Here is a 24,699-nt window from a genome sequence, read left to right as displayed (position 1 = left end):
GCCCCTGCAAATTGCATTAGCGGCCCGGTGCATTCGATATCCGCCAGCCGTGAAGCTTGAGCCGACCGTTGATCTTGAGACATATGCGCCCCCGGCCGATGTGAGCGAGCCGGATCGGCAGTTGCTTCTCGTCGAGCCTGCGTCGCAGCAGGAGCAATCGCGTTTCAAGGTTATCTTTGATGTCCGGTAGCTTGAGACTGGCATCAAGGCGTATCTCCCGGTTCGTGAAATCGAGTTTTCCGCTTTCCTGAAACTGCGTCAGCATGAGGATGAGCAGCCTGCCGGCGACACCCTTGATAACGTAGTCGTCATTGATGAAGACGCTGTCATCGAAGGCGTGATGAATAACGTTGATTGCCGCGTCTGACGTAAGGGTGCTTCCATCTTCGTGACGCGACGTCTCAGCCTCAAGGGAAAGGGTTTCGCTGAGCGCCAAGGCGAGCGCGGCATGTCTTGCGACCACCAGCAAGGCCGTTTCGTGCTGCATCGTGAAAGCCAGCCGCTCCCTGCTTTCGATGAACAGGACGCCACGGACGGTCTGGCGCGTTATCAAGGGCACGGCAATCTGGCTCATGGCTTCCGGCGCGCTTGGAAGCGTGATGGCGCGCGTTCGATTTTCATCGAGCGCCGATTGGCGAATTGCATTGCCGAACCGCCGCACCCGGCTCAGATCGGAGACTTTCATCGTCAACCTCGAAGAGGCGGCGCCACCGATCAAGCCTTCGCCAACAAGCACGTCCGAGCCGATGCCTGAAGGTTCGTAGCCCACGCTGCCAATTGTCACCAGATGACCCCTGTCTTCGTAAAGCTGCAGCAACAGGGCCTGTTCGAAGCCAAACGTCCTGACGATGCCGTCCATAAGTGCATCGACGATACCGCCAGCATCCGTGGCTGCGCCGATGGTCTCCGTAAGCGCCGCGACGGCTGCCAGGCCCTCTCGAGTCGGCCGCGGCACCTCGCTTAAGACTACGGCGGAAGGCACGGCTTCGATCGCGACAACTCGGAAGACGTCGAGATTGCGCAATCTCATCACCCCGGCCATGCCGATCTGCGCATTCTCGGCCTCGATCTGTCGGGCAACGCGATCGAAGAGCTCTCCTGACTCCATAACGGAAGAGAAGACGCAACTGAGCCGAAACTGCGCTCCCGTGCGTCCATCGACCAGAAGCAGCGTGACCTGCGGGTTCAAGCGGATATTCATCGCCGTCTTGGCGAAGAACTGGTTCGAGATAGCGACGTGTTGAGCGTCCAGCATCACCACGACGGAGAGATAAGCGATATTGGGGGCGCCGTCGGAGTCGGCGGTCGAGATGATCGAGGGAACGACCCCTTCGAAGCAGGCTTCCAGATCCTCAAGCGCTATTGTCATGTTTTCTCATCTCAGAGCCGGGTTCCGGCACGGGCGCCGGGGGTTTGCACGAAAACCGACGCGACCTCGACCGCGACTAGCACGGGATCCTTGTTCGTAAACCACGGAGAGGCCATTTCCGGCATGACGCCGAGCTTCATCAGAACTGAAATCATGGCCGCCACATAGCGGGAGGAACGCTCTCTCTCGGCGCCACTCGCCGCGCGCAGCGTCGCGACACCCTTGATCTGATAGGAGACATAGTCCGACGGTCGCGCGAAGGTGACCGCTATCCGCCCGTTATCCCTCAGGTTGGTGATGGTCTGCGGCCACTGCCAGGCTGACACCACGAGGTGCAGGCTGTTGGAATTTTCGCTCCACGCTCCTGCCGCGCGCGCGACCTCGGGCTGCCGGGACGGTCCGGACGTGCCCACGATCTGCATGACCGGACTTTCGATAAAATCAGCGAGGTTGCGATCCAAAACGCCTCCAAAGAACAGTGCATCGGCCAAGGATAAGGACCATTTAGTCAGGTTTTAGCATTGTCTGGAAGGTGCTTAGGAATGTTTTAGGAAACGGGCCAGGCAAAGACAGGTAACTCGCTCACCATCAAACGTGGAGCAAAACAATGTCGCTTGGAACCTGTTTCAAACACCCTGAAGACAAGATCGCAATCATCGGAGCCGGCCCCGCCGGCCTTGTGGCCGCACGGTGGATCCTGGCGCGCGGACTACACCCGGTGATCTTCGAGGCGTCGCCTCGCATCGGCGGACAGTGGAACTCCACCTCGTCCTCCAGCGCAGTCTGGCCGAGAATGCGCACGAACACGAGCCGGATCATGACGGCTTTTTCCGACCTTCCCCACGCTGCGGGAACCGGCACCTATGTCGAGCAGTCCGCAATGCTGGACTATCTCGAGCGTTACGCGTTCACGATGGGGCTGTTGCCGCATCTGCGGTTGAAGACCCGTGTCGAACGACTCGAGCGCACCGGCGATGACTGGCTCGTCCAGTCGAATACCGAGGGGCGCAGCCAATCGGACACCTTCGCGCGCGTCATCGTGGCGACCGGACGGCAGAACCAGCCGGAGGTTCCGGAGATCCCGGGCCTTGAAGGTTTTTCCGGCTCGCTTGGTGTCGCCCATACTGCACAATACGACGGCGCGGAGCGTTATCGCGGCCGGTCCGTTCTGGTGGCGGGGTGCTCTATCAGCGCGCTGGAGATCGCCGCCGACCTTGCACTCGGCGGCGCTGCCAATGTAGTCACGACCAATCGTCGCCAGCGTTACATTCTGCCGAAAATGATCGCAGGCGTTCCGACCGATCATGTGATGTTCAACAGAGCGGCCGTCCTGCTCGATGGCGTGCTGCCGCCGGACGTGATTGCCGAGGCGGTGACGGCAAAGGTCTTGAGCGTCGCCGGCTCCCCCGACCAGTTCGGTGCACCGAAGCCGGCGGGCAACGCCTTCGTCGCCGGCATCTCCCAGTCGCAAAATTATCTGCCATGCGTCGCCGAAGGGCGCATTTCCGTCATGCCCTGGATCGAAAGTATTGATGGGCGCTCCGTTCGATTCAGGGACGGCGCCAGCCACATGTTCGACGCTATCCTGTTCGGCACCGGCTTTCGGCTTTCGCTGCCGTGGCTTTCCGAAAACATCGGGCGCCAGATCGGCCTCGATGGCCACGGTGCGGATCTCCATGACTTCACCTTCCATCCCGAGTTACCCGGACTGGCGTTCCTCGGAATGTTCGACCTGGTCGGACCGACCTTTCCCGTGCTGGAGCTTCAGGCCCGTTGGGTGGCGCAGTGTTTCGGCGGAGTCACGCCTCTGCCGTCCCATTCGGAAATGCAGGCGGGCGTCGAGCGTAGCCGTGCGACCAACGCCGGACGCGGCAGCTTCCCGATGCATGTGGCCGCGTGTCTCTTTGCGCGCAACGCCGGCGTCGAACCGGATGCCGTCATCTGGCCGGAAATTGAGCGGGCGCTTCTGTTCGGGCCGCTGACGCCGGCCTCCTTCCGGCTCCAGGGGCTGGATGCTCTGGCCACCGCACCGGCCGCCGTTGCCCGGGCCGCCGCCGCCTTCGGTGCCATCACCAGCGAGCGCTTCTCCGCCGAAGAAGACGGCGTTCGCACACTTCTCAAACGCAACACGGCGTCGACCACGGCTGCGTGACGGCGCTTGCCAAGTCACAATGCAGAGAGAGCTTAGCGATGAGGGTGCTGTCCCGGGCTTGCGTCCCGGGATAGTCCTTGGCACCCCTTAAGGGGCATCCTACGCGTGATCGACAACATCCGTTGGAGATCACGGATTGCGACCTCGAGGACATGACTGAGGATAGCAAGCTCGCGGACTGCCGTAGATGGAGCTACGGTTTTCAGACGCTCGTCGCGAAACGATGAGATGTCCTGGGGTGATGGACCCACCATCGTCCGGTATGCGATGTCGTGGCGCTTCAGGACGTCGAGGCGCTGGATCTCCTGAACCGACCCACGCTTCGTCGGTGACACTTCTGTCTTGTAACGCTCCAGGAGCTCGCTGAGCGTGGTTGATTCAAGGATACGAGTATCAGGTGCGGCGCCGAAGCGATCTACCTGAGCCTCAAGCTCGCGCGCCCACTTCTCCGCTTCGACCTTGCTGTCGAACGACTTGCAGCGGGGCTTCATGCCGACGACGGACCTGCGCCTGCCAGCGACCGACTGGGGTCTGCCCCTTGGTAGGAACGTCGTGAAGCTGGTTCGACGGCCGGTCATCCGAAACGAGCGCAGCCGGCGACTGTCGGGCGACGAGGAGCAGCGTCTGCTTGATAGCTGCGATGCCGGACAGATCCCGTTCTTCAAGACGATTGTTATTCTTGCTATCGAGACCGGGATGCGCCGAGGAGAGATCCTGGGGCTCAAGTGGTCCGACATCTCGCATAATCGACGGGTGATCACGTTGACGATGACGAAAAACGGCTCCGGTCGCGAGGTGCCGCTGTCGCAACGCGCATTACAGACTTTGAGCGAGTGGAAGGATCACTGCGAGGTAGATCAATCTACCGTCTTTCCGATGAAGGCCGGCGCGCTCGAACAAGCCTGGCGACGCCTCCTTGCGCGATCGAACGTCAAGGGGCTGCGCTTCCACGATTTGAGACACGAAGGCGTCAGTCGCCTGTTTGAGCGCGGGCTGAACATGATCGAGGTCAGCAGTATCTCGGGTCACAAGGAGCTCCGGATGCTCAAGCGCTATACGCACTTGAGCGCTGACGACCTGGTCGGGCGCCTGGGATAGGTCGAACTACACTGATTGCTCGCATAAGGACGTTGCGTAAAGTTTACATTCTCTGTTTGGTTGTGGCGGAATGTAAACTTCTTGCCCGATTTTGGGGGTTGGGTGCCCGCATTCTGCGGCGTTCAGGTCGCCCAAACAGCTGTTTTTGACCTGCTATGTTGACAGTTGTTCACATCTTGTTGGCAGATTTCGCCGAAATCGCGGTTTTTCCGGACTTGTCAACTTGAGCGATTCCTAATGTGATCTGCGTCCTTCCGGATCCGCTGCGATACACTGGTCGTCCGAAAACCGAATATCATCGACCCAATTGTGATACGGGCGCGAAATGATCACCTCGAGCAAGAGCAAGGCGCTCGAAGCCAGCGCCGAAAACATATTCGGGAGCTTCGAGCCGGAACGTTGGTAGCGAGCGCCTGGAGGTCAGCAGGGTTACCTGGCGTCTGCCAAGTGGTGACGGGCGATCGACCGTAGAGTCGATGGACCTGGATCTTGGAATGGTCAACGAGCTTCAGATCTCGCGCGCCGCCGTGGAGTTTGCCGCGCCCTGGTAATTTGCAGCCTCCTCTAACGAAATGCGAATGTCCGGACAGGTCTAAATGGTGACGTCTCCGAGAGCGAAGTCCTAGAAGAATGCAAGCTGAACACGAAGCCGTCCTTACTGTAGTCAACACCCAAGGCCCGGTAGCCTACAACCGCCGAAATGGTGTCGCTGAAATGATACCCGATCGCGGCGGCGACGTCCCAATCGAGGTCTGCTTGGCCGGCCCCGATCAGCCCCCATCCGGTCAGATAGATCTCGGGAGTGATCGCGTAGTTTCCACGAATTCCGGCCATCGCATCCACCCATGTCGCGCCGTCGTTTCGGGACACATCGTCAAGTATGCCCCCGCTAAACGAGAGATCGGTGTCGACAGATCAAACCCTTGCGCCGCCGACGACGTCAAGTCGCGCGGAATCATCATCAATGATCGAGTAGCCGACGCCGAGCAAGCCTGCAAACGTCTCGGATGTGACCTCAACGCTGGAGGCCACGATCCCTCTGGGCGTGCCGGCGGAGCCCGATATCTTGGAATACAGGACGTCGCCGAAGATGCTGTAACGGTCGTACCGGGCCTCGCCGATCGCCATGGCCCCGAAGTCGAGATGGTCAAGGATATCGCTGAAACTCGAGTCAACTTCGACTGTCGGTAGTCCAAATTGCGCGACGTCGCCGGAAAGATCCGCGGCCCAGAAATAGGGGGCAAATGCGAACGTCCACCCCTCGTCGGTTTCGGCTTGCTGAACTTGCGGTGTCATCGGTGAATAAGCGTCAGCAGCCATGACACCACTGGCAAATAGAAGACTCCCGATGAACGACAGAGTCCGCGCAGCTCCAAGTTTCATCTCTTCCCCTCCAGTAACTCTAAGAATTTCGGCCAGTTCTCAACCGCGCTCCGGTTTGATCAGGGCTGGGTACATTATTTTCCAAGTAAAAGTTTCTCACGCTGTTACTTATTTGCTACGATGCAAATACGGTCGCTGCACTCTATCTGGAGTGCGAATGTCACGCCAGTAAGATTCTAACGAACAATTGAATGCCCGGCATATTAGGCTGTAACGCCAAGGACGGTAGTCACAAGGCGCTTAGAGAACATTCGAAGCGGAGGCAGGCCTCCGGTCATTGACGCAAATCAACAAATAGCTCGCTCGGATGGTTTAAGCGTGATTGCTGCAAAAGGGGGGAAGCGATGAACAAGACATCGGCGAAGTTGATTGTGGCGGTGTTCGTATGCCTGGGCTCTGCCTTGCCGGCTGCGGCTCAGGAAACCACCGATCTCGGCACTCTGGACAGCGCGAAGGCCGGAAAGGCATTTTCCAGCAAACCTGTCTACTCGCCCTATGCGGGGCGCAATTTTCCGACCCGGCCGCTGTTCGGCGACACGCACCTCCACACCGGGGCCTCGTTCGATGCCGGCGCTTTCGGAGCACGGCTGACGCCTCGCGACGCCTACCGCTTCGCCCGCGGCGAGGAGATCACTGCGTCGAGCGGCCAGCCTGCCAAGCTGTCACGGCCGCTCGACTTTTTGGTGGTGGCCGACCACTCCGACAACATGGGCATGTTCCCGGACCTCTTTGCCGGCAAACCGGATGTCATCACCGATCCGCAGGCCAAGACCTGGTACGACATGATCAAGTCAGGCCAGGGCGCCACGGCGGCGCTCGAAATCATCTTTAGCTTCGGCAAGGGAACGTTGCCCAAGAGCATGATCTACGGGCCGGAAACACGTCCTTACAAAAACGCGTGGCAGGACACGATAAAGGCCGCCGAGGAATATAACGATCCGGGGCGGTTCACGGCCTTCATCGGCTACGAGTGGACCTCGAACACGGCAGGCAACAATCTGCATCGCAATGTCGTCTTCCGCGACGATGCCGACAAGGCCGATCAGGTCGTGCCCTATACGACACTTAAGCCCCTGGGCAGCGACAATCCGCGCGACCTATGGAAGTGGATGCAGGCCTATGAGGACAAAACCGGCGGCAACGTGCTGGCGATTGCGCACAACGGCAACCTGTCCAACGGCCGCATGTTCCCGCTAATCGAATCCTTCACCGGCAAGCCGGTCGATAACGAATATGTCGAGCAGCGTTCCAGGTGGGAACGCCTCTACGAGACAACCCAGACAAAGGGCGACGGCGAGGCGCACCCGGTCCTGTCGCCCAATGACGAGTTCGCGGATTTCGAGACCTGGGATTTCGGTAATCTCGATGCCAGCGTGCCGAAGACGCCTGAGATGCTCGAGTTCGAATATACACGGTCCGCGCTGAAGAACGGCCTCAAGCTCGAAGCCGAACTCGGCACGAACCCCTACAAGTTCGGGCTGGTCGGCAGTTCCGACGCGCATACGGGCCTTGCTGCTATGGAAGAGGAAAACTTCTTTGGAAAGACCACGCCGCAGGAGCCAAGCCCGGAACGCCTGACGGCAACGTTCGTCAAGGACGCCAAGACGGGCATCACGGTGATGGACTGGGAGGTCGGCGCGTCTGGCTACGCCGCCGTGTGGGCGACGGAGAACACCCGCGAGTCTATCTGGGACGCCATGCAGCGCAAGGAGACCTATGCAACCACCGGGCCGCGCATGGCCGTGCGGTTTTTCGGCGGCTGGGATTTCGAGCTGGCCGATGCCGAGACCCGCAATCCCGGCGCGATCGGCTACGGCAAGGGCGTGCCCATGGGCGGCGACCTGACGGCAGCGCCGGAAGGCAAGGCGCCGTCGTTTCTCGTTGCCGCACTGCGCGACCCGATCGGGGCCAACCTCGACCGCTACCAGATCGTCAAGGGCTGGCTCGACGACAAGGGCGAGACGCATGAGCAGGTATACGACGTCGCCTGGGGCGGGGACCGCAAACCGGGCGCTGACGGCAAGGTGCCATCGGTTGGAAGCACTGTCGACATCGAGAACGCGACCTGGACCAACACCATCGGGGCGCCGGAACTGATCGCTGTGTGGAAGGACCCCAGCTTCGATCCGAAGCAGAGGGCCTTCTACTATGGACGCGTCATCGAGATACCGACGCCGCGGTGGACCGCCTATGATGCCAAACGGTATGGAATAAAGCCGCCTGAGGGTACGCGGATGACTGTCACCGAACGCGCCTATACCTCGCCGATCTGGTACACGCCGTGACCGCGATGCCGGCGGTTGAGCCGGCCGCCGGACGGTCGGGTCCGGCATCCGGCAAACGAGTGAGCAGGATTTTCTTGAAACGCGTGCTGAGAGAACCGCTGGTCCACTTCCTGGCTCTCGCGCTGCTGATCTTTGCGGGATACGGGCTCTTGGGCGCCGACGCGGAAGACCAGCCGGACAGCATCGTCGTCACGGCGTCGAAGATCGAGCAGATGGCGAGCGTGTTCACAAAGACTTGGCAGCGCTCGCCAACTGCGGAGGAACTGAAAGGCCTTATCGACGACTATGTAAAGGAAGAAATTCTGGTACGCCAAGCGCTGGAACTCGGGCTCGACAGGGACGACACGGTCGTTCGTCGCCGCTTGCGTCAGAAAATGGAATTCCTGAACACGGCCGACGCCGAAGCTCTGTCAGCGACCGATGCTGAGCTCGGCGCCTATCTGGAAGCCAATGCGGCCACATTCGAGATCGATCCGTTGCTGGCCTTCCAGCAGGTGTTCTTCAATCCTCAGCGGCGCGGCGACACGATCGCGCAGGACGCGGCTTCCATCCGCGAAGCACTGCTGACCAACCCGGCCACGGATCTCGGCCTTTTTGGCGACCCCACGCTGCTTCCGCCCGACCTTCCGCTTTCGGCCAAGGCATCGATCGGCCAGACCTTCGGCGCCGATTTCGCGGAGGAACTCAGCAAGGCTCCTTTGGGCCAATGGAGCGGGCCTATCAATTCCGCCTTCGGCCTGCACCTGATCCGCGTGACGGAGCGTGTGCGCGGCCGAGTGCCGGCACTCGACGAGGTTCGCGACGCGGTGGCGCGGGAGTGGACGAATGCCAAACGCGCCGAACTCGAGCGCCAACGCTTCGCCGATCGCCTCAAGCGATATGTGGTGAGCATTGAAAGCCTGGCTGGCGCAGGAACCGACCCATGACGCGGCTTGGCGCGCTGCTGGCCATGCTGATGCCGATGTTGCTGGCCACACCGGGGTCCGCTCATGAGATTCGGCCGGCCTATCTCGACATTCGCCAAACTGCGAGCGACGAGTTCGCCGTCGTCTGGAAGGTTCCGGCGCAAGGCGACATGCGCCTCGGGCTCTATGTAAGTCTGCCGAAAGCTTGCATCGAGAAAGCCGAACCGGCGAGGTCGATCGTGGACGGAGCTTATCTGGAGCGATGGACCGTCGCCTGTGCAGGCAGATTAGGGGGCGGTGAGATCGGCATCGACGGCCTCAAGTCGACCATGACCGAAGCGCTCGTCCGCGTCGAATACGAGAACGGCGAGACGGAGGTCGTGCGCCTCATGCCGGACGCGCCCTCCTTCGTCGCAGCCGGCGCACAGACCACCATCGAGGTGGCGCAAACCTACTTCCTGCTAGGCGTCGACCACATACTTTCAGGTCTTGATCATCTACTCTTTGTGCTTGCGCTCATGCTGCTCATCCAGGATCGCTGGATGCTGTTCAAGACGATCACCGCTTTCACCATCGCGCACAGCATCACGCTAGCTGGAGCATCGTTCGGTTTTTTCAGTTTGCCGCAGAAGCCGGTGGAAGCAACAATCGCGCTGAGCATCGCGTTCGTCGCCAGTGAACTTATCAAGATTAAGCCGGGCGAAAGGCGGCTTTCCGAAAGCTACCCCTGGGTCGTGGCCTTCGCGTTCGGGCTGCTGCATGGTTTCGGTTTCGCCGGGGCCCTGAAGGAAATCGGCTTGCCGCAATCTGACGTGCCGCTGAGCCTGCTGACATTCAACCTGGGCGTCGAGGCAGGACAGCTGACCTTCGTCGCCGCGGCGCTGGTCGTGCTTCGGGCAGCAGGCACACGGGGCAAAATACAGCCCGCACTGGCGCGTCAGCTCGGCGCCTACATAATCGGGACCGCCGCGATGTTGTGGCTGGTTCCGCGGATCGCCGGGTTAGCAGCATAAACTTCCGAACACCAGCCCGATGACATCCAATATGCGCCCCGCCAAGGTCGCAGACGCCGGATTTTGCGGTCGCTCTTTTGTGTCGCCGCTGTAGCACTCTGAAACTGCTGCATAATTTTCTCCTTAAATTGATTCCGATTTAAGGGATTATGCAGTAGGGGAGTTGAGAGAATAAGCTGCAACGGGCGTCAAAGCGCACACGAACGGTCTGCGTTCGATCTGTGCTCACTGGATCACAAAACATCTCTTCCGGAATTTAGCGGCTCTTCGAAGCGACTACTGCTTCCGCCTGAATGACGCACGTCTCAATTTCTTGTTTTGACATGCGTTCGCTGCATTGGAAAAAGGTCCAGCAGCCGCTGGCGTTCGCGCTGCGCAGCTGGCGCAAATTTCGGCCGTCAAGATAGAGGAGATCGAAAGCGTCGAGGATGATTTCGCCGGGTTCGTGCGCCGTGTGCCGGCGGCCGAGCGCCCGCTGCAGCAAGCCGAAATCGGATCGCCGATCGTTGGGCGACGCTAGCTTTTAGCTGCAAGAGATCCGCGTTTGGTGAGAGCGAACTCCCGCCCTCCGTTGCGTGTTCTAGCCCGGTCAGCCGCGAGACCAGCCATCGTGCGCTCCCTTTCCGGTAATCACTCTGAGGCCGATTCCCCGGTGCGAGAGATCCTTCGCGTGTTGAAAAAGGTGGTGAGTGTCCGGCCGAGCGGCTTGCAGCTTCTTCAGGCTCGCGCAATATAACATCCTTAAATACATCAGTTAAAATCGGATACCGACCCGGCTCCAAAGGCGCTCAGCTTCTCCAGGAGTTTCTCAGATATCTCGAATTGCCGTGCCGTTCCGCGACCCATCGAGTTCTTGACGAGTGTCTCTTTCAACATTCCGCGCTTGACCAGAAGATCCACTGTCTCCTTGACGCCGCTACGCGTCAGAGCCGTTATTTCCATAATATTGGAAAGGGTTAGCTTCTGGTGGCTCTGGTTCATGCTGTAAAGGATCGTCATCATGCCGACCTGCTTCAGTCTGGCCTGGGGTGTCTCGTCGTCAAGTGGGTGATCGAGAATCTCATGCAGAATGAGACCTGAGAAGGCGAGATTGTGCCATTGGGGTTTGAGCGCTCTTGTCATGTTATTTTACTGTGTTATATACGTCAGTATGACGATGCAAATGAGGCAGTCCCATCTTGTCTGCGCGGGAATGTCTTGTTTCGGAGGACGTGTTCATGAAAAACCTTCTGCTCAACTCGTTTGTAGCCGCCTGCTACATCCTGTCACCCTATCGTATCTCCGGTGGCAACGCGCAAGCAAGCGACTGGGGTTGCCAGGTCGTCCTGTGCCTCTCCAGCCCCGATGGCCCTGCCAAATTTGCCGAATGCCGGCCTCCGATCCGGAAACTTTGGCGGGAGCTTGCCTCGGGCCATTCGTTCCCGACGTGCAGCGGCGTGGGCTTTCACAGTTCGCGGCCAGGCTACGAGCCGTATTATTGCGAAGCCGGATACCGGCTGGAAGGCGACTTTGGTCCGCACGGACGCAAAGCAACCTGCGTGTCAACTGCCCTGAAACAGGTGCGCAACGTATTCTGCGTCAGTCACGGGGACGGCCACCAGTTCGTCACAGATTCTGTCCGGTCACCGCGCTGGGAAAAGGAGGATGGACGCCTCCAATGCAAGGGGCATTCGACAGCCCGCCCGAATGTGCGATCGCAGCCCCATTATGTCGACATCACCATCGACGGGGCCGCAACGCAGCGGGTCTGGTACTGATCGATGGCCGTCGCTTTCGTGGACCTCGCGCAGACCTGCGCACCCTTGGTGGGCGTCAGAACGCTCGCCGCCGTCGTCAGTCTCGAGAGTCACTTCAAACCCTTCGCGATTCGTATCAACAGCGGCTTGCCTCTTCGCGTACAACCCACATCCAAGGCCGAGGCAATTGAGCGCGCTACCGCACTCGCTGCGGATCACCAGGACATCCAACTCGGCCTTGGCGGAATCGGCATGGAGGAACTGCGCAAGCTGAAACTCTCGATATCGGATGCGTTCGATCCGTGCCGGAACCTCAAGGCAACGGCCACTCTCCTCGACGGATACTATCGCCTTGCATTGCGTGCGGGCGCCAATGCAGCACACGCCGAAACGGTGATGCTTCAGTGCTATTACGGCCGAGACGACCCGTCTATCGATAATATGGTCCGATATGACGAGCAGGTCCGCCAGGAAATGGTCCGGTTGCTCCCCAAGCTGGCATCGCTTTCCATCGCCGGGTTGCGCGATGAAGCCCCTGTCGATGAGCCCTTAGACGCACAAGAGGGGTCAGTCGCAAAGTCTCTTCCCCAAGCCGATGAAGCCACCTCATGGAACGTCTTCAACGCCCAGCGGCGGTCTTCGGTTCTCGTCTTTCAAAATGATCGATCGGAGCAAAGTGAATGATCTTGAAAGCCAATCTTCGCCCTCTCGCGGCGTCTGCCTTGATGGCAGCAGCCATCGTTGCGTGCCTGGTCGAGCCGGCCTTTGCCCAGGCGGCCGGTGTCGAAACCGTCCTGCAAAACATCGTCACCATGTTGACCGGCAACATCGCCCGCCTGCTCGCCATCATTGCCGTCATCATTATCTGCATTGCCTGGATGTTCGGCTATATGGATCTGCGTCGCGCCGGCTTCTGGATCATCGGTATCGGCGGAATTTTCGGCGCTACCGAGCTGGTGAACACGATCGTCGGAGGCTGAACGCCATGGCCAAAGCCGCCAGCATCGAGGAGGACATCCTGTTCCTTGCCTGCACCCGCCCGGCCATGATTGGCGGGGTGACGATGGAGGCGATGGGCCTGAACGTCATGCTGACGACGATCCTCTACATTACGGCCGGATCGCTCGCCTACGCGCTTGTCGGCGTCGTCTTCCATTTCCTGTTTCGCACGCTGGTCAAACATGACCATAACATGTTCCGCATCCTCCTTTCTTGGATCGAGACCCGCGGCCGTTCGCGCAACACGTCATACTGGGGTGGCGCCACGCTTTCGCCCCTAAGGCTCACCAGACGCTACGACGAAAGGGACTTTGGCCTTGCCTAGCAACGCAACGCTTCGGTCCCGCGAACTCGGGCCGGAAACCTTCATTCCTTACGTGCGCCACATCGATGAGGCAGCGATCGCGCTCGATTCCAGGGCGCTGATGGTGGTGCTCGCGGTCGGCGGCGTGTCGTTCGAAACCGCCGATGTCCTGGAACTCAACAGCCTGCACCGCGAGCTGAACACACTCTACCGGAACATCGCCGATGAGCGCCTCGCGCTTTGGACGCACGTCGTTCGCCGTCGCGACAACGACTATCCGCAAGGGCAGTTCGCCAATCCCTTCTCTGAAGGGCTCAATTCAAGGTACCGCGAGCGCATGATCGGTGAGGACCTTTTTCGCAACGACCTTTACCTATCGCTGGTCTGGCATCCCGGTTTAGATCCCGCCGAAAAGGCCGCCAACCTGCTTCCCCGCCTGCGCAGGGCACGTCGCTGCGACGTCGAACTCGATGAGAATGCCTTGAAGCACCTGCGCGACAAGGTATCCGACATCACGGCGGGCCTGAAGCGCTTCGAGGCTCGCGTACTGTCCCTCTACGAACAGGATGGTATGTTGTTTTCCGAACCGAGCGAGATGCTGCACGAGATCGTGGGAGGCCGGCGCGAGCGCGTCCCATTGACTGAGGGCAGGATTTCCTCGGCGATCTACTCGGATCGGGTCATTTTTGGTCGCGAGACCGTCGAGATCCGCCATGAGGCCGACACGCGCTACGCCGGTATATTCGGGCTCAAGGAATATCCCGCCACCGCGCGCAGCGGCATGCTCGACGGCATCCTGACGGCGCCGTTCGAGCTTATCCTGACGCAATCTTTCGCTTTCGCATCGAAAGCCGATGCCCGCACCATCCTGGGCCGCAAGCAAAACCAGATGGTCAGTGCCGGCGACAAGGCGGCGTCGCAGATTGAAGAGCTCGGCGACGCCATGGACGATCTGGAATCGAACCGCTTCGTCCTGGGAGAACACTATCTTGCGCTGTCGGTCTTCGCGCCCTCGGTGAAGCAGCTCACCGAAAACATGGCGAAAGCGCGAGCCCAGCTTACCAACGGCGGAGCGGTGGTCGCCCGCGAGGATCTTGGGCTCGAAGCCGCCTGGTGGGGGCAGTTGCCAGGCAATTTCCGTTACCGCGCAAGATCCGGAGCAATAACGTCACGAAATTTCGCAGCACTGTCTCCCTATCATACCTATCCGACCGGCCAGAAGGACGGCAACGAATGGGGACCCGCAGTCGCCATGCTAAAAACGGCGTCCGGCTCACCTTTCTACTTCAACTTCCATCACAGCGATCTTGGCAACACATTCGTCTGCGGACCCTCGGGCACGGGCAAAACAGTGCTCCTGAATTTCATGCTTTCCCAGCTCGAAAAACATGATCCCCACATGATCTTTTTCGACAAGGATCGCGGCGCAGACCTTTTCGTCCGGGCAGCGGGTGGCCGCTATCTGCCGCTCAGGAACGGTCTTGCCACCGGCTGCGCGCCGCTGAAGGCACTTAAGCTCACCGCGCAAAACAGGGTGTTTCTCTCACGCTGGATCGGCAAACTGGTCGGATCGGCGAAACGTGAGCTCACGGTCACCGAGTTGCACGACATCGCCGGGGCCGTCGACGGCCTTGCGGATCTGCCGGTCGAAAGACGCTCTATCGGCGCCTTGCGCACTTTCCTCGACAACACCGATCCCGAGGGCATCGCCTCGCGGTTGCGCAGGTGGGAGAGGGGAGGTCCGCTTGGCTGGGTATTCGACAACGAGACCGACGACATCGGTATTGGCGCGAAATTCATCGGTTACGACATGACCGATTTCCTCGACAACGAGGAAATCCGGACACCGTTGATGGACTATCTGTTCTTCCGCATCGAGCAGCTGGTTGACGGGCGTCGCATCATCATCGTGATCGACGAATTTTGGAAGGCCCTCCAGGACGAAGGCTTTCGCGATCTCGCCCAGAACAAGCTCAAGACGATCCGCAAACAGAACGGGCTGATGTTGTTTGCGACCCAGAGCCCGCGCGACGCCATTGTCTCGCCGATCGCCCACACCATCATCGAGCAGTGCCCGACTCAGATCTTCCTTCCCAATCCGCGGGGCGATCATGCCGACTACGTCGACGGTTTCAAACTGACCGAGCGGGAGTTCGAACTCGTCTCGCGCGACCTTTCGATCGAAAGCCGCCGGTTCATCGTCAAGCAAGGGCATAACAGCGTCGTCGCAGAGCTCAACCTCAGAGGCTTCGATGACGAGCTCGACATATTGTCCGGCCGAACCGCGAGTGTCGAACTCGCCGAGGCGATCAGGGCGGAGGTCGGTGATCGGCGTGAGGACTGGCTACCGGTGTTTCAGCAACGAAGGAGAACGGGATGATGGACGCGAGCAGGATACGGGTTGCTCTTGCAGCGACAGCTTTCCTGTGGCCGGCCGCAATGGCATGCGCACAGGGTATCCCGGTGATCGACCAGACGGCGATCGCCAAGCAGATCGAGAGCATCACGCAGCTGAAGTCTCAGCTCGACACGCTCCACGAGCAGCTCCAGCAGGCTGAACAGCTGTATGGATCGTTGAACAAGATCACCGACATGGCCGACGTCGCAAGCCTGCTGAACGCCCCGTCGATCCGCAAGGCATTACCCCAGGATTTCAATGCCATAGAAGGCTTGCTGAAGGGATCCGGCAGCGGAGCCTTCGGGCGCGCCGCTTCGAGATTCCTTGAGGACAATTCGACCTATCGTCCGAGCGCCAATGATTTCTACGCACAGGAACTGGCGCGTGTCCAGAACCAGAATGCCGGCCAGATGAGCCTCGGTCAGCAGATCTACGATGCGGCCACCAAACGCATCGACGGCATCGATCAGCTGCGCCAGCAGATATCGCGCGCAGCGGACGCCAAGGACATCGCCGATCTCCAGGCTCGGCTACAGGCGGAGACGGCATTCCTGCAAACCGACGTGCTTCGCATGCAGGGCCTGCAGATGATGCAACAGGCACAGGTACAGGTCGATGACCAGCGAAAGGCAGAGGATTGGCGCAAACGCATGGACGCAATGGCAGAGGCGCTCAAATGAAATATGCGCTTGTTGGAACAATTGCGGTTGCCCTCTCGGCTTGCTCCGGCCAGACGGAAAGAACCTATACGGTCGACGAGGCTGATGAGGCTCTGCTTTCGAAGGTCCTGAAGGAATGCCGCAACAATCCCGGCGAGCTACGGGAGGCGCCCAATTGCCGGAACGCTGATGCTGCGGATTGGAAGCTGCGTCTTGAGCGCATGCGCAAATCGCTTGGAGGCTGAACCATGTATCAAGTCTTCAGCTTCGTCGACGGCCAGTTCAAAATGCCCGTGGAAACCTTTATCTCCTCTGGCACCTCGAACATTGCAAACTGGGTCACCGGTCCGCTCACCGCGGCGCTGACCCTCTACGTGGTGCTTTACGGCTACATTGTGCTGCGGGGTTCCGTTCAAGAGCCTATGCTTGAGTTTGCGTTTCGGGCAATGAAGCTTGCGATCATCGTCATGCTGGTAAGGAATGCCAACCAGTATCAGGTCTATGTGGCCGATATTTTCTTCGAGACACTGCCCAAAGAGCTTTCCCAAGCGCTGAACACGGGCACGACCCCGAGCGCCTCCACGTTCGATAGCCTGCTCGACAAGGGGCAGAAGTGCGCCCAAGAGATCTGGTCGCATGCTTCCTGGCCGGTCGACATCGTCACTGGCACTGGTGGGATAATGGTAATTGGCGCGAGTGTCATCGTGGCGACGATTGGTTATATCGTTTCGCTCTATGCGCGGCTGGCACTCGCCATCGTGCTTGCGATCGGCCCGATCTTCATCGCACTTGCGATGTTTCAGTCCACCCGCCGATTCACCGAGGCCTGGATCGGCCAGCTTGCCAATTTCGTCATACTGCAGATCTTGGTCGTTGCGGTCGGTTCGCTGTTGATCACTTGCATCGACGCGACCTTCACGGCGATTGAAAGCTATACCGACCTTCTGATGCGCCCGATCGCGCTTTGCGCCATCTGCCTTGCTGCTTTTTACGTCTTCTATCAACTGCCAGGTATTGCGTCGGCGCTCGCGGCAGGCGGGGCGTCCCTCACTTACGGATTTGGTGCCGCTCGGGATGCTCACGAAAGCACGCTGACGCGGGCAGCCTCGCATACCGTAAGTGCGGTCGGGCGCGGGGCAAGCTCCGTCGGGCGTCGGTTGAGACCGCGAGGCGTCGAATGACGGCTGCTCCCTCGCAAAAAGCAACAGGTTGTTTCCGCATGCTTCGCATCGTTTCGTTGGTTCTCATCACCGGGGCGCTTTGCGGCTGCGGCTCGACGTTACACCGGCTTCCCAAATGCGACGGCTACTCCCGCCGGCCTTTGAACCGGTCCATGTGGCAGTGGGAAGACACAAGCAAACTGAAGCAGTTTACATCCAAGGCCGTCCCCACGGGCACGGCGGACCCTGTTGCTTCCTATGCGGTGGAAACGGTCCCGGTCGTGCCAGCCGCCTTTGCCCTTGTCGATGTCGACGTTTCTTACCGCCCCTGTGAGGGCAAGTGACGTGGTGACTCCCGATAATCTCAAGAGCTATTTCGACAAGGCCCGCCGGTTCGATCAGGATCGGCTGATCCAGATGGAGCGCTCAGCCCGTATTGCCTGGCTCGTTGCTGGCTGTGCCAGTGTCCTGGCGGCTGCCTCCGTCTTTGCCATTGCAGCGCTCACCCCCTTGAAAACGGTGGAACCCTTCGTGGTGCGCGTCGATAATTCCACGGGCATCGTCGATGTCGTTTCGGCATTGACATCCACCGCCGGCACCTACGATGAGGCCGTCACCAAATATTTCGCGGCGAGGTATGTACGAGCGCGAGAAGGCTACGTCTGGAGCGAGGCAGAGGAGAACTTCCGCACTGTTGCCTTGCTGTCGACCCAGCCGGAGCAGGCCCGCTTTTCAGCGGTCTACCGGGGCAGCAATCCGGACTCTCCGCAGAATGTTTACGGCCGCAACGCCACCGCGCGCATCAGCATTGTTTCCATCTCCCTGATCAATGCCACCGTGACCTCTGTGCGCTACATGCGAATAATCACCCGCGGAGACGATGTGCGTAGCTCGCACTGGGTGGCGACGCTCACCTTTTCCTACGTCAATGCGCCGATGTCGTCCACCGACCGGCTGGTCAATCCCCTGGGCTTCGCTGTCAGCGAATATCGAGCCGATCCGGAGGCCATCAATTGAGAAAGACACTCCTGATCGTCCTTGCTCTGACCTTCGGTCTTTCCCCGACGGCGTTTGCGCTGGAAATTCCCCGCGGTGCATCGCAGGACGGCCGCATCCGCTTCGTGGACTATCAGCCCTACAATATCACAAGGATCGTCGGCACCTTGCGGTCCTCGGTTCAGGTCGAATTTGCCGCCGACGAGGAGATCGCTCACGTGGCGCTCGGCAACAGCGTGGCATGGGAGGTGGCACCGGCCGGGAACATCCTGTTCCTGAAACCGCGCGAAAATCAGCCCGTGACCAATATCTCGGTTGTGACGAGCAGACGCGATGGAACGACGCGCAGCTATCAGATGGAACTGACGGTGCGTGACGGAACAGTCGAAGCCGGGCAAAATACCTATTTCTACGTCAAGTATCGCTATCCCGCCGATGAGGCCCAACGCCGACGACTTGAGGCTGCCGCCCGTGCCCAAACTGCTGAGGCCGGCGCAGCGGATCGGGTTCTTGCCCTCCATGAGGCTTACGGGCCGCGGAACTGGCGCTATTCCGCGCAAGGCTCGGCCGCGCTCGAACCGCAGGCGGTCTACGACAACGGCAAGGTCACGACTTTCGCCTTTGTCGGCAATCAGGAAATGCCGGCAATCTATGTGGAAAATTCCGACGAGTCCGAGAGTCTGGTTCCGAAATCTGTCGACGGCAATCTGGTGCTGGTCCACGCGATCAGCCGCAAGTTCATTCTGCGCAGGGGCGGAGACGTTCTGTGCGTGTTCAACGAGGCCCACGATCGCCTCGGAATCAACCCGCAAACCAACACCACGTCACCGTCCGTCGAGCGCGTCGTCACGATGCAACCCGCTGAAGCGCGATAGGGAAGTTTCATGGCCGAGGAAGACAACACCCGGATTCCTGGAGAGCGCGCGGAAACATCGACCGGCCGTGGCCTAGACAACAACCCGATCCTCAAACGCGGCGCGGTTACCGTGGCGATCGTTGCTTTCGTCGCTTTTGCCCTCTGGTCGATGCGGGGTCAGAACGGACCGGTCGAAGGTGCACGGCCGGAACGGGTCGTGATCCGCCAGACGTCGGATTTCGAGCCGGCCAAGGAACCGGTCCAGCCAGTCACAACGCCGATGCAAGTCCAACTTCCGACGCCTGTGGTGACCGAGCGGGAGCCGACCGAGGATGACAAGCTGCTGGATGCTGCCCGGCGCGCGCCAGTGATAGCCTATGGTGGCGAAAAGGCGCCACAGACCAATCGCCGGAACCCGGAACAGAGTTCGGGCGCGGCGTCGAACTACCTTCCGCTCGACGCCAATCCCGGCACCCTCGGTTCACAGGCCGAAAACGAAGATCAGCGCCTCGATCGGATGCTGACACCGACGCAATTGCAGGGCTCGCGCGCCGGCACGCTCGGCAACCGGGATTTCATCGTGGCGATGGGAACCGCAATCCCCTGCGTCCTGGAGACGGCGCTCTCATCGGATCAGCCGGGCTTTGCAAGCTGCCTCATCAACCGAGATGTGCTCTCGGATAATGGCCGCGTCGTGCTGATGGAGAAGGGCACGCAGGTCGTCGGCGAATATCGGGGGGGCCTTCGCCGCGGTCAGAAACGTCTGTTTGTGCTGTGGAACCGCGCCAAGACGCCGACGGGAGTGATCATTACCCTTGCATCCCCTGCGACGGATGCTCTCGGTCGTGCGGGCATGGATGGCTATGTCGATACGCATTGGTGGGAACGCTTCGGCAGCGCGATTTTGCTGTCGATCGTCGGCGATGCGAGCTCCTACGCGAACGGTCGACTACAGGAAGGCGATGTCGAGGCGCAGAACACCACGAGTGCCGGACAACAGGCCGCCGCGATTGCCGTGGAACAGTCGATCAATATCCCGCCGACACTCCTGAAGCACCAGGGCGACCTGGTCTCGATCTTCGTCGCCCGTGACCTCGACTTTTCCGGCGTCTACCGGCTGCGCCTCAAGGAGCCGCGCAACAACATCTACGATCGCGCCGTCCTCGGCGATTTTAGCCACGCATCGCCACTCGTTACGAAATAGGAAATCCAGATGAGAGAAGCGGCCGACTCCGCTGTCGTACGCGAGCTCCTCGCTCCATTCTCGCCCTGTCTGCGCGACAAGTCGCTCTACGAGGTCATCGTCAATCGACCGAGGCAGATCGTAACAGAGGGCACGGCGGGGTGGCAGACCCACGATCTGCCGGAGCTATCGTTCGATAAACTGATGCGTCTCGCACGCGCTGTTGCAAGCTATTCCAATCAATCGATCGACGAGACCCGGCCGATCCTGTCGGCCACGCTGCCTGACGGCGAGCGAATTCAGATCGTAATCCCACCGGCGACGACCAGGGGAACTGTCAGTGTCACAATCCGGAAGCCGTCGTCGGTATCGCTAAGCCTGGACGATCTCGACCAGGACGGGCTGTTTGACGATGCGGTGCGAGCTGAAAAAAGCGCCGACTCGTCGGACCGGAGGCTTTTGGAATTTTACCGAAAGAAGGCCTACAAGGCATTTCTGCGAGAAGCCGTATACGCGAGAAAGAACATCATCATTTCCGGTGCAACGGGATCAGGCAAAACGACCCTATCGAAGGCGTTGATACGTCATATTCCTTCAAGCGAGCGTATCATCTCGATCGAGGACACGCCCGAACTGGTCATCCCGCAATCGAACCACGTTCGCCTGTTTTACTCCAAGGGCGCGCAGGGCACGGCGAAGGTCGGCGCCAAGGACCTGCTGGAATCCTGCCTGCGCATGCGGCCTGATCGGATCCTGCTGCAGGAACTGCGAGACGGAACGGCCTTCTACTATATCCGCAATGTGAATTCCGGCCACCCTGGCTCGATCACAACGGTCCACGCCGATTCCGCTCGACTTGCCTTCGAACAGATGACGTTGCTGATCAAGGAATCGGAGGGTGGCAGGGAGCTTGAGCGGCATGATATCCGCGAGCTGTTGACGATCGCCATCGACGTCGTCGTCCAGTGCAAACGCGTCGACGGACGGTTTCGGGTGAGCGAGGTCTATTACCGGCACGCCGAAGACACTCATCGATCGGTACGACTGCTCCGGAACTGACGAGGTCAAGCTGTTCCATGTTTTTTCCTAAGGGGCGCGCTCTCGGCGTGACCTTCGCTGTGAGGCCGCGTCCGCGCCATGCGGATCTCGCAATTGAAGTCAGCGGCGAACCGGCTGGAACAACTCAACGAGATTCCCGGAGGGGTCTACCAACAGAATTTGCGACCCGCCAGGCCCCGTAACGATATCGTTGCGGAACTGTGCGCCGGTGGTGCGTAAACGAGCGACCTCGGCAGGCAAATCGTCGACGATGAGGTGAATGCGGTTCCAGCCACCGGGCCGCGGTTGTTCTCCATCGGGCATCGGTCGGCCCGCCGAGCTGGTCGGCCCACTGAGCAAGAGCCGCAACGATCCGAGCTTGATGTCGGCAAAAGCGGGTGCGTGGCTGGAGAGAAGCGAAAAGCCAAGGTGTCTGGTGTACCATTCGACGGCCACTTCGACGTCATCGACCATGTATCGCACATTGACGATAGTGTCTGACATCCTTGCCTCCTGAAGTTAGGGCCGCCGAGCCGCGTTCGGCCAGCGGCGGCGTGGATTGGAATGGAAGTCAGACCTCATTTTACAGGGTAAGCTGCAGTGATTGAAGTCGACCTCGACGGCCCATCTGTCGCGGATTCCACGCCTTCTAGCGCGAGCCATGTCCGGTGGAGCCGATCAATGATGAAACGGTGGCCTTCCGACCAGAGCGGGAAACTCGACCGATCCGGCTACAGAGTGCGTCGGCCAGCCCGCAGCGATGCCCTGTTCTGAGGGCAGGAGTCGTGCCAGGTTATGCCGCGGATCGGTCCTTCCCGAGGTCACGCTTGCCGTTGAAGTATGCCTCCGTGAACTGTTCGGCGCTGATCGGTCTGCTGAACAAATATCCCTGCAGCGCGTCGCAACCGGACACCCTGAGAACCTCGGCCTGCGCTTCGGTTTCAATCCCCTCTGCCGTGACTGGAATGTCGAGCGCATTGGCTAGAGCGATCGTCGCGTGCAACACAGCTCCGGCGTTCTGATCATGGTCGAGAGTTGCGATCAGCGAGCGATCCACCTTCATGCGGTCGAAGCCGAACTGGCGCAGCGTTCCGACACTCGCAAACCCCGATCCGAAATCATCCAGAGCAACCTTTATCCCCGCAGCTTTGAGGCCATCTATGGCGCGACGGGCCTGTTCGGGGTCAGAGATCAGCACACCCTCTGTCAGTTCGATGCTCAAGCGGCGCGGATCGAAATCGGCCGTCTCCAATGCGTCGGTGACCTGCTTTACGAACCTAGGGTTCTTGAGCTGGAGCGGCGAGACGTTGACCGCCAGGCCTATGGCGGGCCAGGAGGTCGCCGCCTGAAGAGATTTCTTGAGAACCTGCAGGCCCAGTTGGTCAATCAAGCCCGAGCGCTCCGCCAGCGGAATGAAAACGTCGGGAGCAATCCTGTCTCCACCCTCCGTAATCCAGCGGGCCAGGGCTTCCACGCCACAGATCGAACCGGATTTCGCGTCGAAAAGGGCTTGGAACGCCACATCGATGTTGCCAGCCGCCAACGTCGTCCGCAACTGTGCTTCGAGAGCCGCCTGTCTGTTGGTATCATCATCAAAGCTGTCCTCGAAATCAACGGTCTGACCGCGGCCAAGGTCCTTGGCACGATAGAGCGCAATATCGGCGCGACGGATAAGTTCGCCCGTCTCGATCATGCCCGAGGGCGACGTTGCCACCCCGACGCTCGCACCGATCTCGATCGTGCGGCCGCCGATCTCAAATATCCTTGAAAGCCCACGCTGAATGCGATGGCCAATATCGGATGCTGGGAGGTAAGGATTCTCGATTGTGACAACAGCGAACTCGTCGCCACCCAATCGGGCAATGATCGCATTTTCCGGTAGGGTCTCCATCAAACGGTGCGAGACCGCGACGATGAGTTCGTCGCCGACGTTGTGTCCCCACGCATCATTAACTGCCTTGAAGCCATCGAGATCGATGAAGTGAAGTTTGATGACGGGGGTATTCGAATTTGCCTCGGCCGATATGCCGCTCATGCTCTCGAGCAGGCCTGCCCGGTTCAACAACCCAGTGAGCGGATCACGCAGGGCCCTGTAGCGAGCGCGACGTTCGCTTGCTTTCAAACTTCGGACGGTAACGGCTCCGACGATGCCGATGCCGCACAGGAAAACCACCAGGACTGCGCCTGCTGCCCGCAGGTCGCTGGCAACCATTGCGTAGCTTTTGGTCCCCGGCGCCTGCGATGGCCAGGTGAACGCCGCTACCTTGTTCCCAGCCACATCCGTGAGGATCGCCTCCAGCCGTCCGGGAACTGGATAAGGGTCGAGACTGAGGCCGGCAATGTTGAAGCTCTCCGAAACCTCTGCGACCACCGCGGGTGTGATGTGCTTGGCAAACACCAGCACATAAAAGTCTTGGGGTCTCATGGAAGGCTCGCGCTCAAACGGTTGGATGGCGGCCGCTCCGATCAAGGCTGTCCCCGCTGAGGAGTGAACGAAGTGCACGGGTACTGGGTCAGACGGGCCAGCGCGCCTTGCAGCTTTCAAGAGAGCCGAGAAATTACCGAAGAATTGTGCAGGCGGGACTTCCATCGGCGCGCCGTTGCGATATGCGATAACGGGCACGTTGCGGCTGTCAACGACGATGGCGGTATCGTAAAGTGGGTAGTCCGCAGTCGTAGAGCCCCAGTTCTCGACCGTCCAGTCTACCCGGGCGTCAGAGTTGACCTGTTCGAATGCGTCGTCCCAATAGGCATTGTCACGCACCGTCGCGCCGAGTTGTTTGCGAAGAGATTGCAGCGCGCCCGCCGCGGCATGCCTTGCACGTCCGTCGTCGATCGCGTCGGCCGTGGCCGTGAGTGTATTGATTGACCCGGCGACCAGCCCCGCAAGCACGGCGGCGACGACGACAAAAATTGTTGCGACAGCAACGACTTGTAGCTGCCTGCGACGGCCCTCCGAAAAGACGTGTCTATGCAATTGTTGGAATCCCCGCTCCTGGAATGTAGCATGTTCCCCGAGCCGAGAAACGCAGAAAGGCATCATGCCCGCAAGGCGCTGCAAAGCGAAACTTAACAAGGGCTGCCTAATGCGGGGTTAAGAGGGCATGTCACTACGGGAGCTGCCGTTTTCTGTATCAATGAACCGATGCATATTGCTCCAGAGCC

Annotated in this window: 22 protein-coding genes and 5 pseudogenes; 18 read left to right on the top strand and 9 right to left on the bottom strand. The window is 59.9% G+C overall.

Annotation, left to right across the window (positions count from 1 at the left end; translation table 11 throughout):
• Positions 1-16: 16 nt before the first annotated feature.
• Entirely contained in the window at positions 17-1,369 is a 1,353-nt protein-coding gene (locus A3AY_RS0119490; protein ID WP_018327348.1) for a pyridoxamine 5'-phosphate oxidase family protein, read from the bottom strand.
• An 11-nt stretch (positions 1,370-1,380) separates the two neighbouring features.
• Positions 1,381-1,860 (bottom strand): pyridoxamine 5'-phosphate oxidase family protein, encoded by a 480-nt coding sequence (locus A3AY_RS0119485; RefSeq protein WP_234913224.1) that lies wholly within the window; start codon positions 1,858-1,860, stop codon positions 1,381-1,383.
• Between the two features lie 116 nt (positions 1,861-1,976).
• Here A3AY_RS0119485 and A3AY_RS0119480 point away from each other — a divergent pair, with 116 nt between their 5' ends.
• Positions 1,977-3,521 (top strand): flavin-containing monooxygenase, encoded by a 1,545-nt coding sequence (locus tag A3AY_RS0119480; RefSeq protein ID WP_018327346.1) that lies wholly within the window; start codon positions 1,977-1,979, stop codon positions 3,519-3,521.
• Between the two features lie 128 nt (positions 3,522-3,649).
• On the opposite strand, the pseudogene A3AY_RS40640 reads toward A3AY_RS0119480, so the two are convergent.
• Positions 3,650-4,043, bottom strand: a pseudogene (locus tag A3AY_RS40640) (site-specific integrase); the annotation flags it as partial.
• Between A3AY_RS40640 and A3AY_RS35585 the strand changes: the two are divergent.
• Positions 4,044-4,619, top strand: a pseudogene (locus tag A3AY_RS35585) (site-specific integrase); the annotation flags it as partial.
• A gap of 564 nt (positions 4,620-5,183) precedes the next feature.
• On the opposite strand, the pseudogene A3AY_RS35580 reads toward A3AY_RS35585, so the two are convergent.
• Positions 5,184-6,002: pseudogene (locus A3AY_RS35580) on the bottom strand (hypothetical protein).
• A 344-nt stretch (positions 6,003-6,346) separates the two neighbouring features.
• Between A3AY_RS35580 and A3AY_RS0119455 the strand changes: the two are divergent.
• The 3 genes from A3AY_RS0119455 to A3AY_RS0119445 all read left to right on the top strand — a co-directional run bounded on the left by A3AY_RS0119455 (position 6,347) and on the right by A3AY_RS0119445 (position 10,205).
• Positions 6,347-8,287: a DUF3604 domain-containing protein gene (locus A3AY_RS0119455; RefSeq protein ID WP_018327341.1), complete on the top strand. Its 1,941-nt coding sequence runs from the start codon at positions 6,347-6,349 to the stop codon at positions 8,285-8,287.
• An 83-nt stretch (positions 8,288-8,370) separates the two neighbouring features.
• Positions 8,371-9,213: a peptidyl-prolyl cis-trans isomerase gene (locus A3AY_RS0119450; protein WP_245275937.1), complete on the top strand. Its 843-nt coding sequence runs from the start codon at positions 8,371-8,373 to the stop codon at positions 9,211-9,213.
• Positions 9,210-10,205: a HupE/UreJ family protein gene (locus A3AY_RS0119445; protein WP_018327339.1), complete on the top strand. Its 996-nt coding sequence runs from the start codon at positions 9,210-9,212 to the stop codon at positions 10,203-10,205. The genes A3AY_RS0119450 and A3AY_RS0119445 overlap by 4 nt, the downstream gene beginning before the upstream one ends.
• Positions 10,206-10,552: 347 nt before the next feature.
• On the opposite strand, the pseudogene A3AY_RS41515 reads toward A3AY_RS0119445, so the two are convergent.
• The 3 genes and pseudogenes from A3AY_RS41515 to A3AY_RS0119435 all read right to left on the bottom strand — a co-directional run.
• Positions 10,553-10,704, bottom strand: a pseudogene (locus tag A3AY_RS41515) (non-homologous end-joining DNA ligase); the annotation flags it as partial.
• A gap of 44 nt (positions 10,705-10,748) precedes the next feature.
• Positions 10,749-10,890: pseudogene (locus A3AY_RS41675) on the bottom strand (recombinase family protein); the annotation flags it as partial.
• 65 nt (positions 10,891-10,955) lie between these two features.
• A complete protein-coding gene (locus A3AY_RS0119435) occupies positions 10,956-11,327 on the bottom strand; it encodes a hypothetical protein (RefSeq protein ID WP_018327338.1) in 372 nt (123 codons plus the stop codon).
• Between the two features lie 95 nt (positions 11,328-11,422).
• Here A3AY_RS0119435 and A3AY_RS0119430 point away from each other — a divergent pair, with 95 nt between their 5' ends.
• The 13 genes from A3AY_RS0119430 to virB11 are packed head-to-tail and all read left to right on the top strand — an operon-like array spanning position 11,423 to position 21,555.
• Entirely contained in the window at positions 11,423-11,962 is a 540-nt protein-coding gene (locus A3AY_RS0119430; protein WP_018327337.1) for a hypothetical protein, read from the top strand.
• 3 nt (positions 11,963-11,965) lie between these two features.
• Entirely contained in the window at positions 11,966-12,625 is a 660-nt protein-coding gene (locus tag A3AY_RS0119425) for a lysozyme family protein (RefSeq protein WP_018327336.1), read from the top strand.
• Positions 12,622-12,921 (top strand): TrbC/VirB2 family protein, encoded by a 300-nt coding sequence (locus tag A3AY_RS0119420; RefSeq protein ID WP_018327335.1) that lies wholly within the window; start codon positions 12,622-12,624, stop codon positions 12,919-12,921. Before A3AY_RS0119425 ends, A3AY_RS0119420 begins: the two co-directional genes overlap by 4 nt.
• Positions 12,922-12,926: 5 nt before the next feature.
• Entirely contained in the window at positions 12,927-13,265 is a 339-nt protein-coding gene (locus A3AY_RS0119415; protein WP_018327334.1) for a VirB3 family type IV secretion system protein, read from the top strand.
• Complete coding sequence (locus A3AY_RS0119410; protein WP_026203624.1) at positions 13,258-15,624, top strand: VirB4 family type IV secretion/conjugal transfer ATPase; 2,367 nt, start codon at positions 13,258-13,260, stop codon at positions 15,622-15,624. The genes A3AY_RS0119415 and A3AY_RS0119410 overlap by 8 nt, the downstream gene beginning before the upstream one ends.
• Positions 15,624-16,322, top strand: a complete 699-nt coding sequence (gene virB5 / locus A3AY_RS0119405; protein WP_040668985.1) for a P-type DNA transfer protein VirB5 — start codon at positions 15,624-15,626, stop codon at positions 16,320-16,322. The genes A3AY_RS0119410 and virB5 overlap by 1 nt, the downstream gene beginning before the upstream one ends.
• The gene (locus tag A3AY_RS0119400) at positions 16,319-16,546 is read left to right on the top strand and encodes an EexN family lipoprotein (RefSeq protein ID WP_018327331.1); all 228 of its coding nucleotides are present in this window, start codon (positions 16,319-16,321) and stop codon (positions 16,544-16,546) included. Before virB5 ends, A3AY_RS0119400 begins: the two co-directional genes overlap by 4 nt.
• Positions 16,547-16,549: 3 nt before the next feature.
• A complete protein-coding gene (locus A3AY_RS0119395) occupies positions 16,550-17,482 on the top strand; it encodes a TrbL/VirB6 family protein (RefSeq protein ID WP_018327330.1) in 933 nt (310 codons plus the stop codon).
• A gap of 38 nt (positions 17,483-17,520) precedes the next feature.
• On the top strand, positions 17,521-17,805 hold the full coding sequence (locus A3AY_RS0119390) for a hypothetical protein (RefSeq protein WP_018327329.1): 285 nt from the start codon (positions 17,521-17,523) through the stop codon (positions 17,803-17,805).
• A 1-nt stretch (position 17,806) separates the two neighbouring features.
• Positions 17,807-18,478 (top strand): VirB8 family type IV secretion system protein, encoded by a 672-nt coding sequence (locus A3AY_RS0119385; protein ID WP_018327328.1) that lies wholly within the window; start codon positions 17,807-17,809, stop codon positions 18,476-18,478.
• Positions 18,475-19,332, top strand: a complete 858-nt coding sequence (gene virB9 / locus A3AY_RS0119380; RefSeq protein ID WP_018327327.1) for a P-type conjugative transfer protein VirB9 — start codon at positions 18,475-18,477, stop codon at positions 19,330-19,332. Before A3AY_RS0119385 ends, virB9 begins: the two co-directional genes overlap by 4 nt.
• 9 nt (positions 19,333-19,341) lie before the next feature.
• A complete protein-coding gene (gene virB10 / locus A3AY_RS0119375) occupies positions 19,342-20,517 on the top strand; it encodes a type IV secretion system protein VirB10 (protein ID WP_018327326.1) in 1,176 nt (391 codons plus the stop codon).
• 9 nt (positions 20,518-20,526) lie between these two features.
• The gene (gene virB11, locus A3AY_RS0119370; RefSeq protein WP_018327325.1) at positions 20,527-21,555 is read left to right on the top strand and encodes a P-type DNA transfer ATPase VirB11; all 1,029 of its coding nucleotides are present in this window, start codon (positions 20,527-20,529) and stop codon (positions 21,553-21,555) included.
• A 99-nt stretch (positions 21,556-21,654) separates the two neighbouring features.
• Here virB11 and A3AY_RS0119365 read toward each other — a convergent pair whose 3' ends face one another.
• Both A3AY_RS0119365 and A3AY_RS0119360 read right to left on the bottom strand, forming a co-directional pair.
• Positions 21,655-22,038: a VOC family protein gene (locus A3AY_RS0119365; protein ID WP_018327324.1), complete on the bottom strand. Its 384-nt coding sequence runs from the start codon at positions 22,036-22,038 to the stop codon at positions 21,655-21,657.
• Positions 22,039-22,327: 289 nt separating this feature from the next.
• The gene (locus A3AY_RS0119360; RefSeq protein ID WP_018327323.1) at positions 22,328-24,511 is read right to left on the bottom strand and encodes a bifunctional diguanylate cyclase/phosphodiesterase; all 2,184 of its coding nucleotides are present in this window, start codon (positions 24,509-24,511) and stop codon (positions 22,328-22,330) included.
• Positions 24,512-24,699 lie beyond the last annotated feature (188 nt).

Origin of the sequence: Rhizobium giardinii bv. giardinii H152 (assembly GCF_000379605.1) — a bacterium.
GTDB lineage: Bacteria > Pseudomonadota > Alphaproteobacteria > Rhizobiales > Rhizobiaceae > Pararhizobium > Pararhizobium giardinii.
This window is presented reverse-complemented; position numbering and strand designations above follow the sequence as displayed.

Coding starts and splice junctions, on each gene's coding strand:
- A3AY_RS0119490 (WP_018327348.1), bottom strand. CDS start 1,369: ATGACAATAGCGCTTGAGGATCTGGAAGCCTGCTTCGAAGGGGTCGTT.
- A3AY_RS0119480 (WP_018327346.1), top strand. CDS start 1,977: ATGTCGCTTGGAACCTGTTTCAAACACCCTGAAGACAAGATCGCAATC.
- A3AY_RS0119455 (WP_018327341.1), top strand. CDS start 6,347: ATGAACAAGACATCGGCGAAGTTGATTGTGGCGGTGTTCGTATGCCTG.
- A3AY_RS0119445 (WP_018327339.1), top strand. CDS start 9,210: ATGACGCGGCTTGGCGCGCTGCTGGCCATGCTGATGCCGATGTTGCTG.
- A3AY_RS0119435 (WP_018327338.1), bottom strand. CDS start 11,327: ATGACAAGAGCGCTCAAACCCCAATGGCACAATCTCGCCTTCTCAGGT.
- A3AY_RS0119430 (WP_018327337.1), top strand. CDS start 11,423: ATGAAAAACCTTCTGCTCAACTCGTTTGTAGCCGCCTGCTACATCCTG.
- A3AY_RS0119425 (WP_018327336.1), top strand. CDS start 11,966: ATGGCCGTCGCTTTCGTGGACCTCGCGCAGACCTGCGCACCCTTGGTG.
- A3AY_RS0119420 (WP_018327335.1), top strand. CDS start 12,622: ATGATCTTGAAAGCCAATCTTCGCCCTCTCGCGGCGTCTGCCTTGATG.
- A3AY_RS0119415 (WP_018327334.1), top strand. CDS start 12,927: ATGGCCAAAGCCGCCAGCATCGAGGAGGACATCCTGTTCCTTGCCTGC.
- virB5 (WP_040668985.1), top strand. CDS start 15,624: ATGGACGCGAGCAGGATACGGGTTGCTCTTGCAGCGACAGCTTTCCTG.
- A3AY_RS0119400 (WP_018327331.1), top strand. CDS start 16,319: ATGAAATATGCGCTTGTTGGAACAATTGCGGTTGCCCTCTCGGCTTGC.
- A3AY_RS0119395 (WP_018327330.1), top strand. CDS start 16,550: ATGTATCAAGTCTTCAGCTTCGTCGACGGCCAGTTCAAAATGCCCGTG.
- A3AY_RS0119390 (WP_018327329.1), top strand. CDS start 17,521: ATGCTTCGCATCGTTTCGTTGGTTCTCATCACCGGGGCGCTTTGCGGC.
- virB10 (WP_018327326.1), top strand. CDS start 19,342: ATGGCCGAGGAAGACAACACCCGGATTCCTGGAGAGCGCGCGGAAACA.
- virB11 (WP_018327325.1), top strand. CDS start 20,527: ATGAGAGAAGCGGCCGACTCCGCTGTCGTACGCGAGCTCCTCGCTCCA.
- A3AY_RS0119365 (WP_018327324.1), bottom strand. CDS start 22,038: ATGTCAGACACTATCGTCAATGTGCGATACATGGTCGATGACGTCGAA.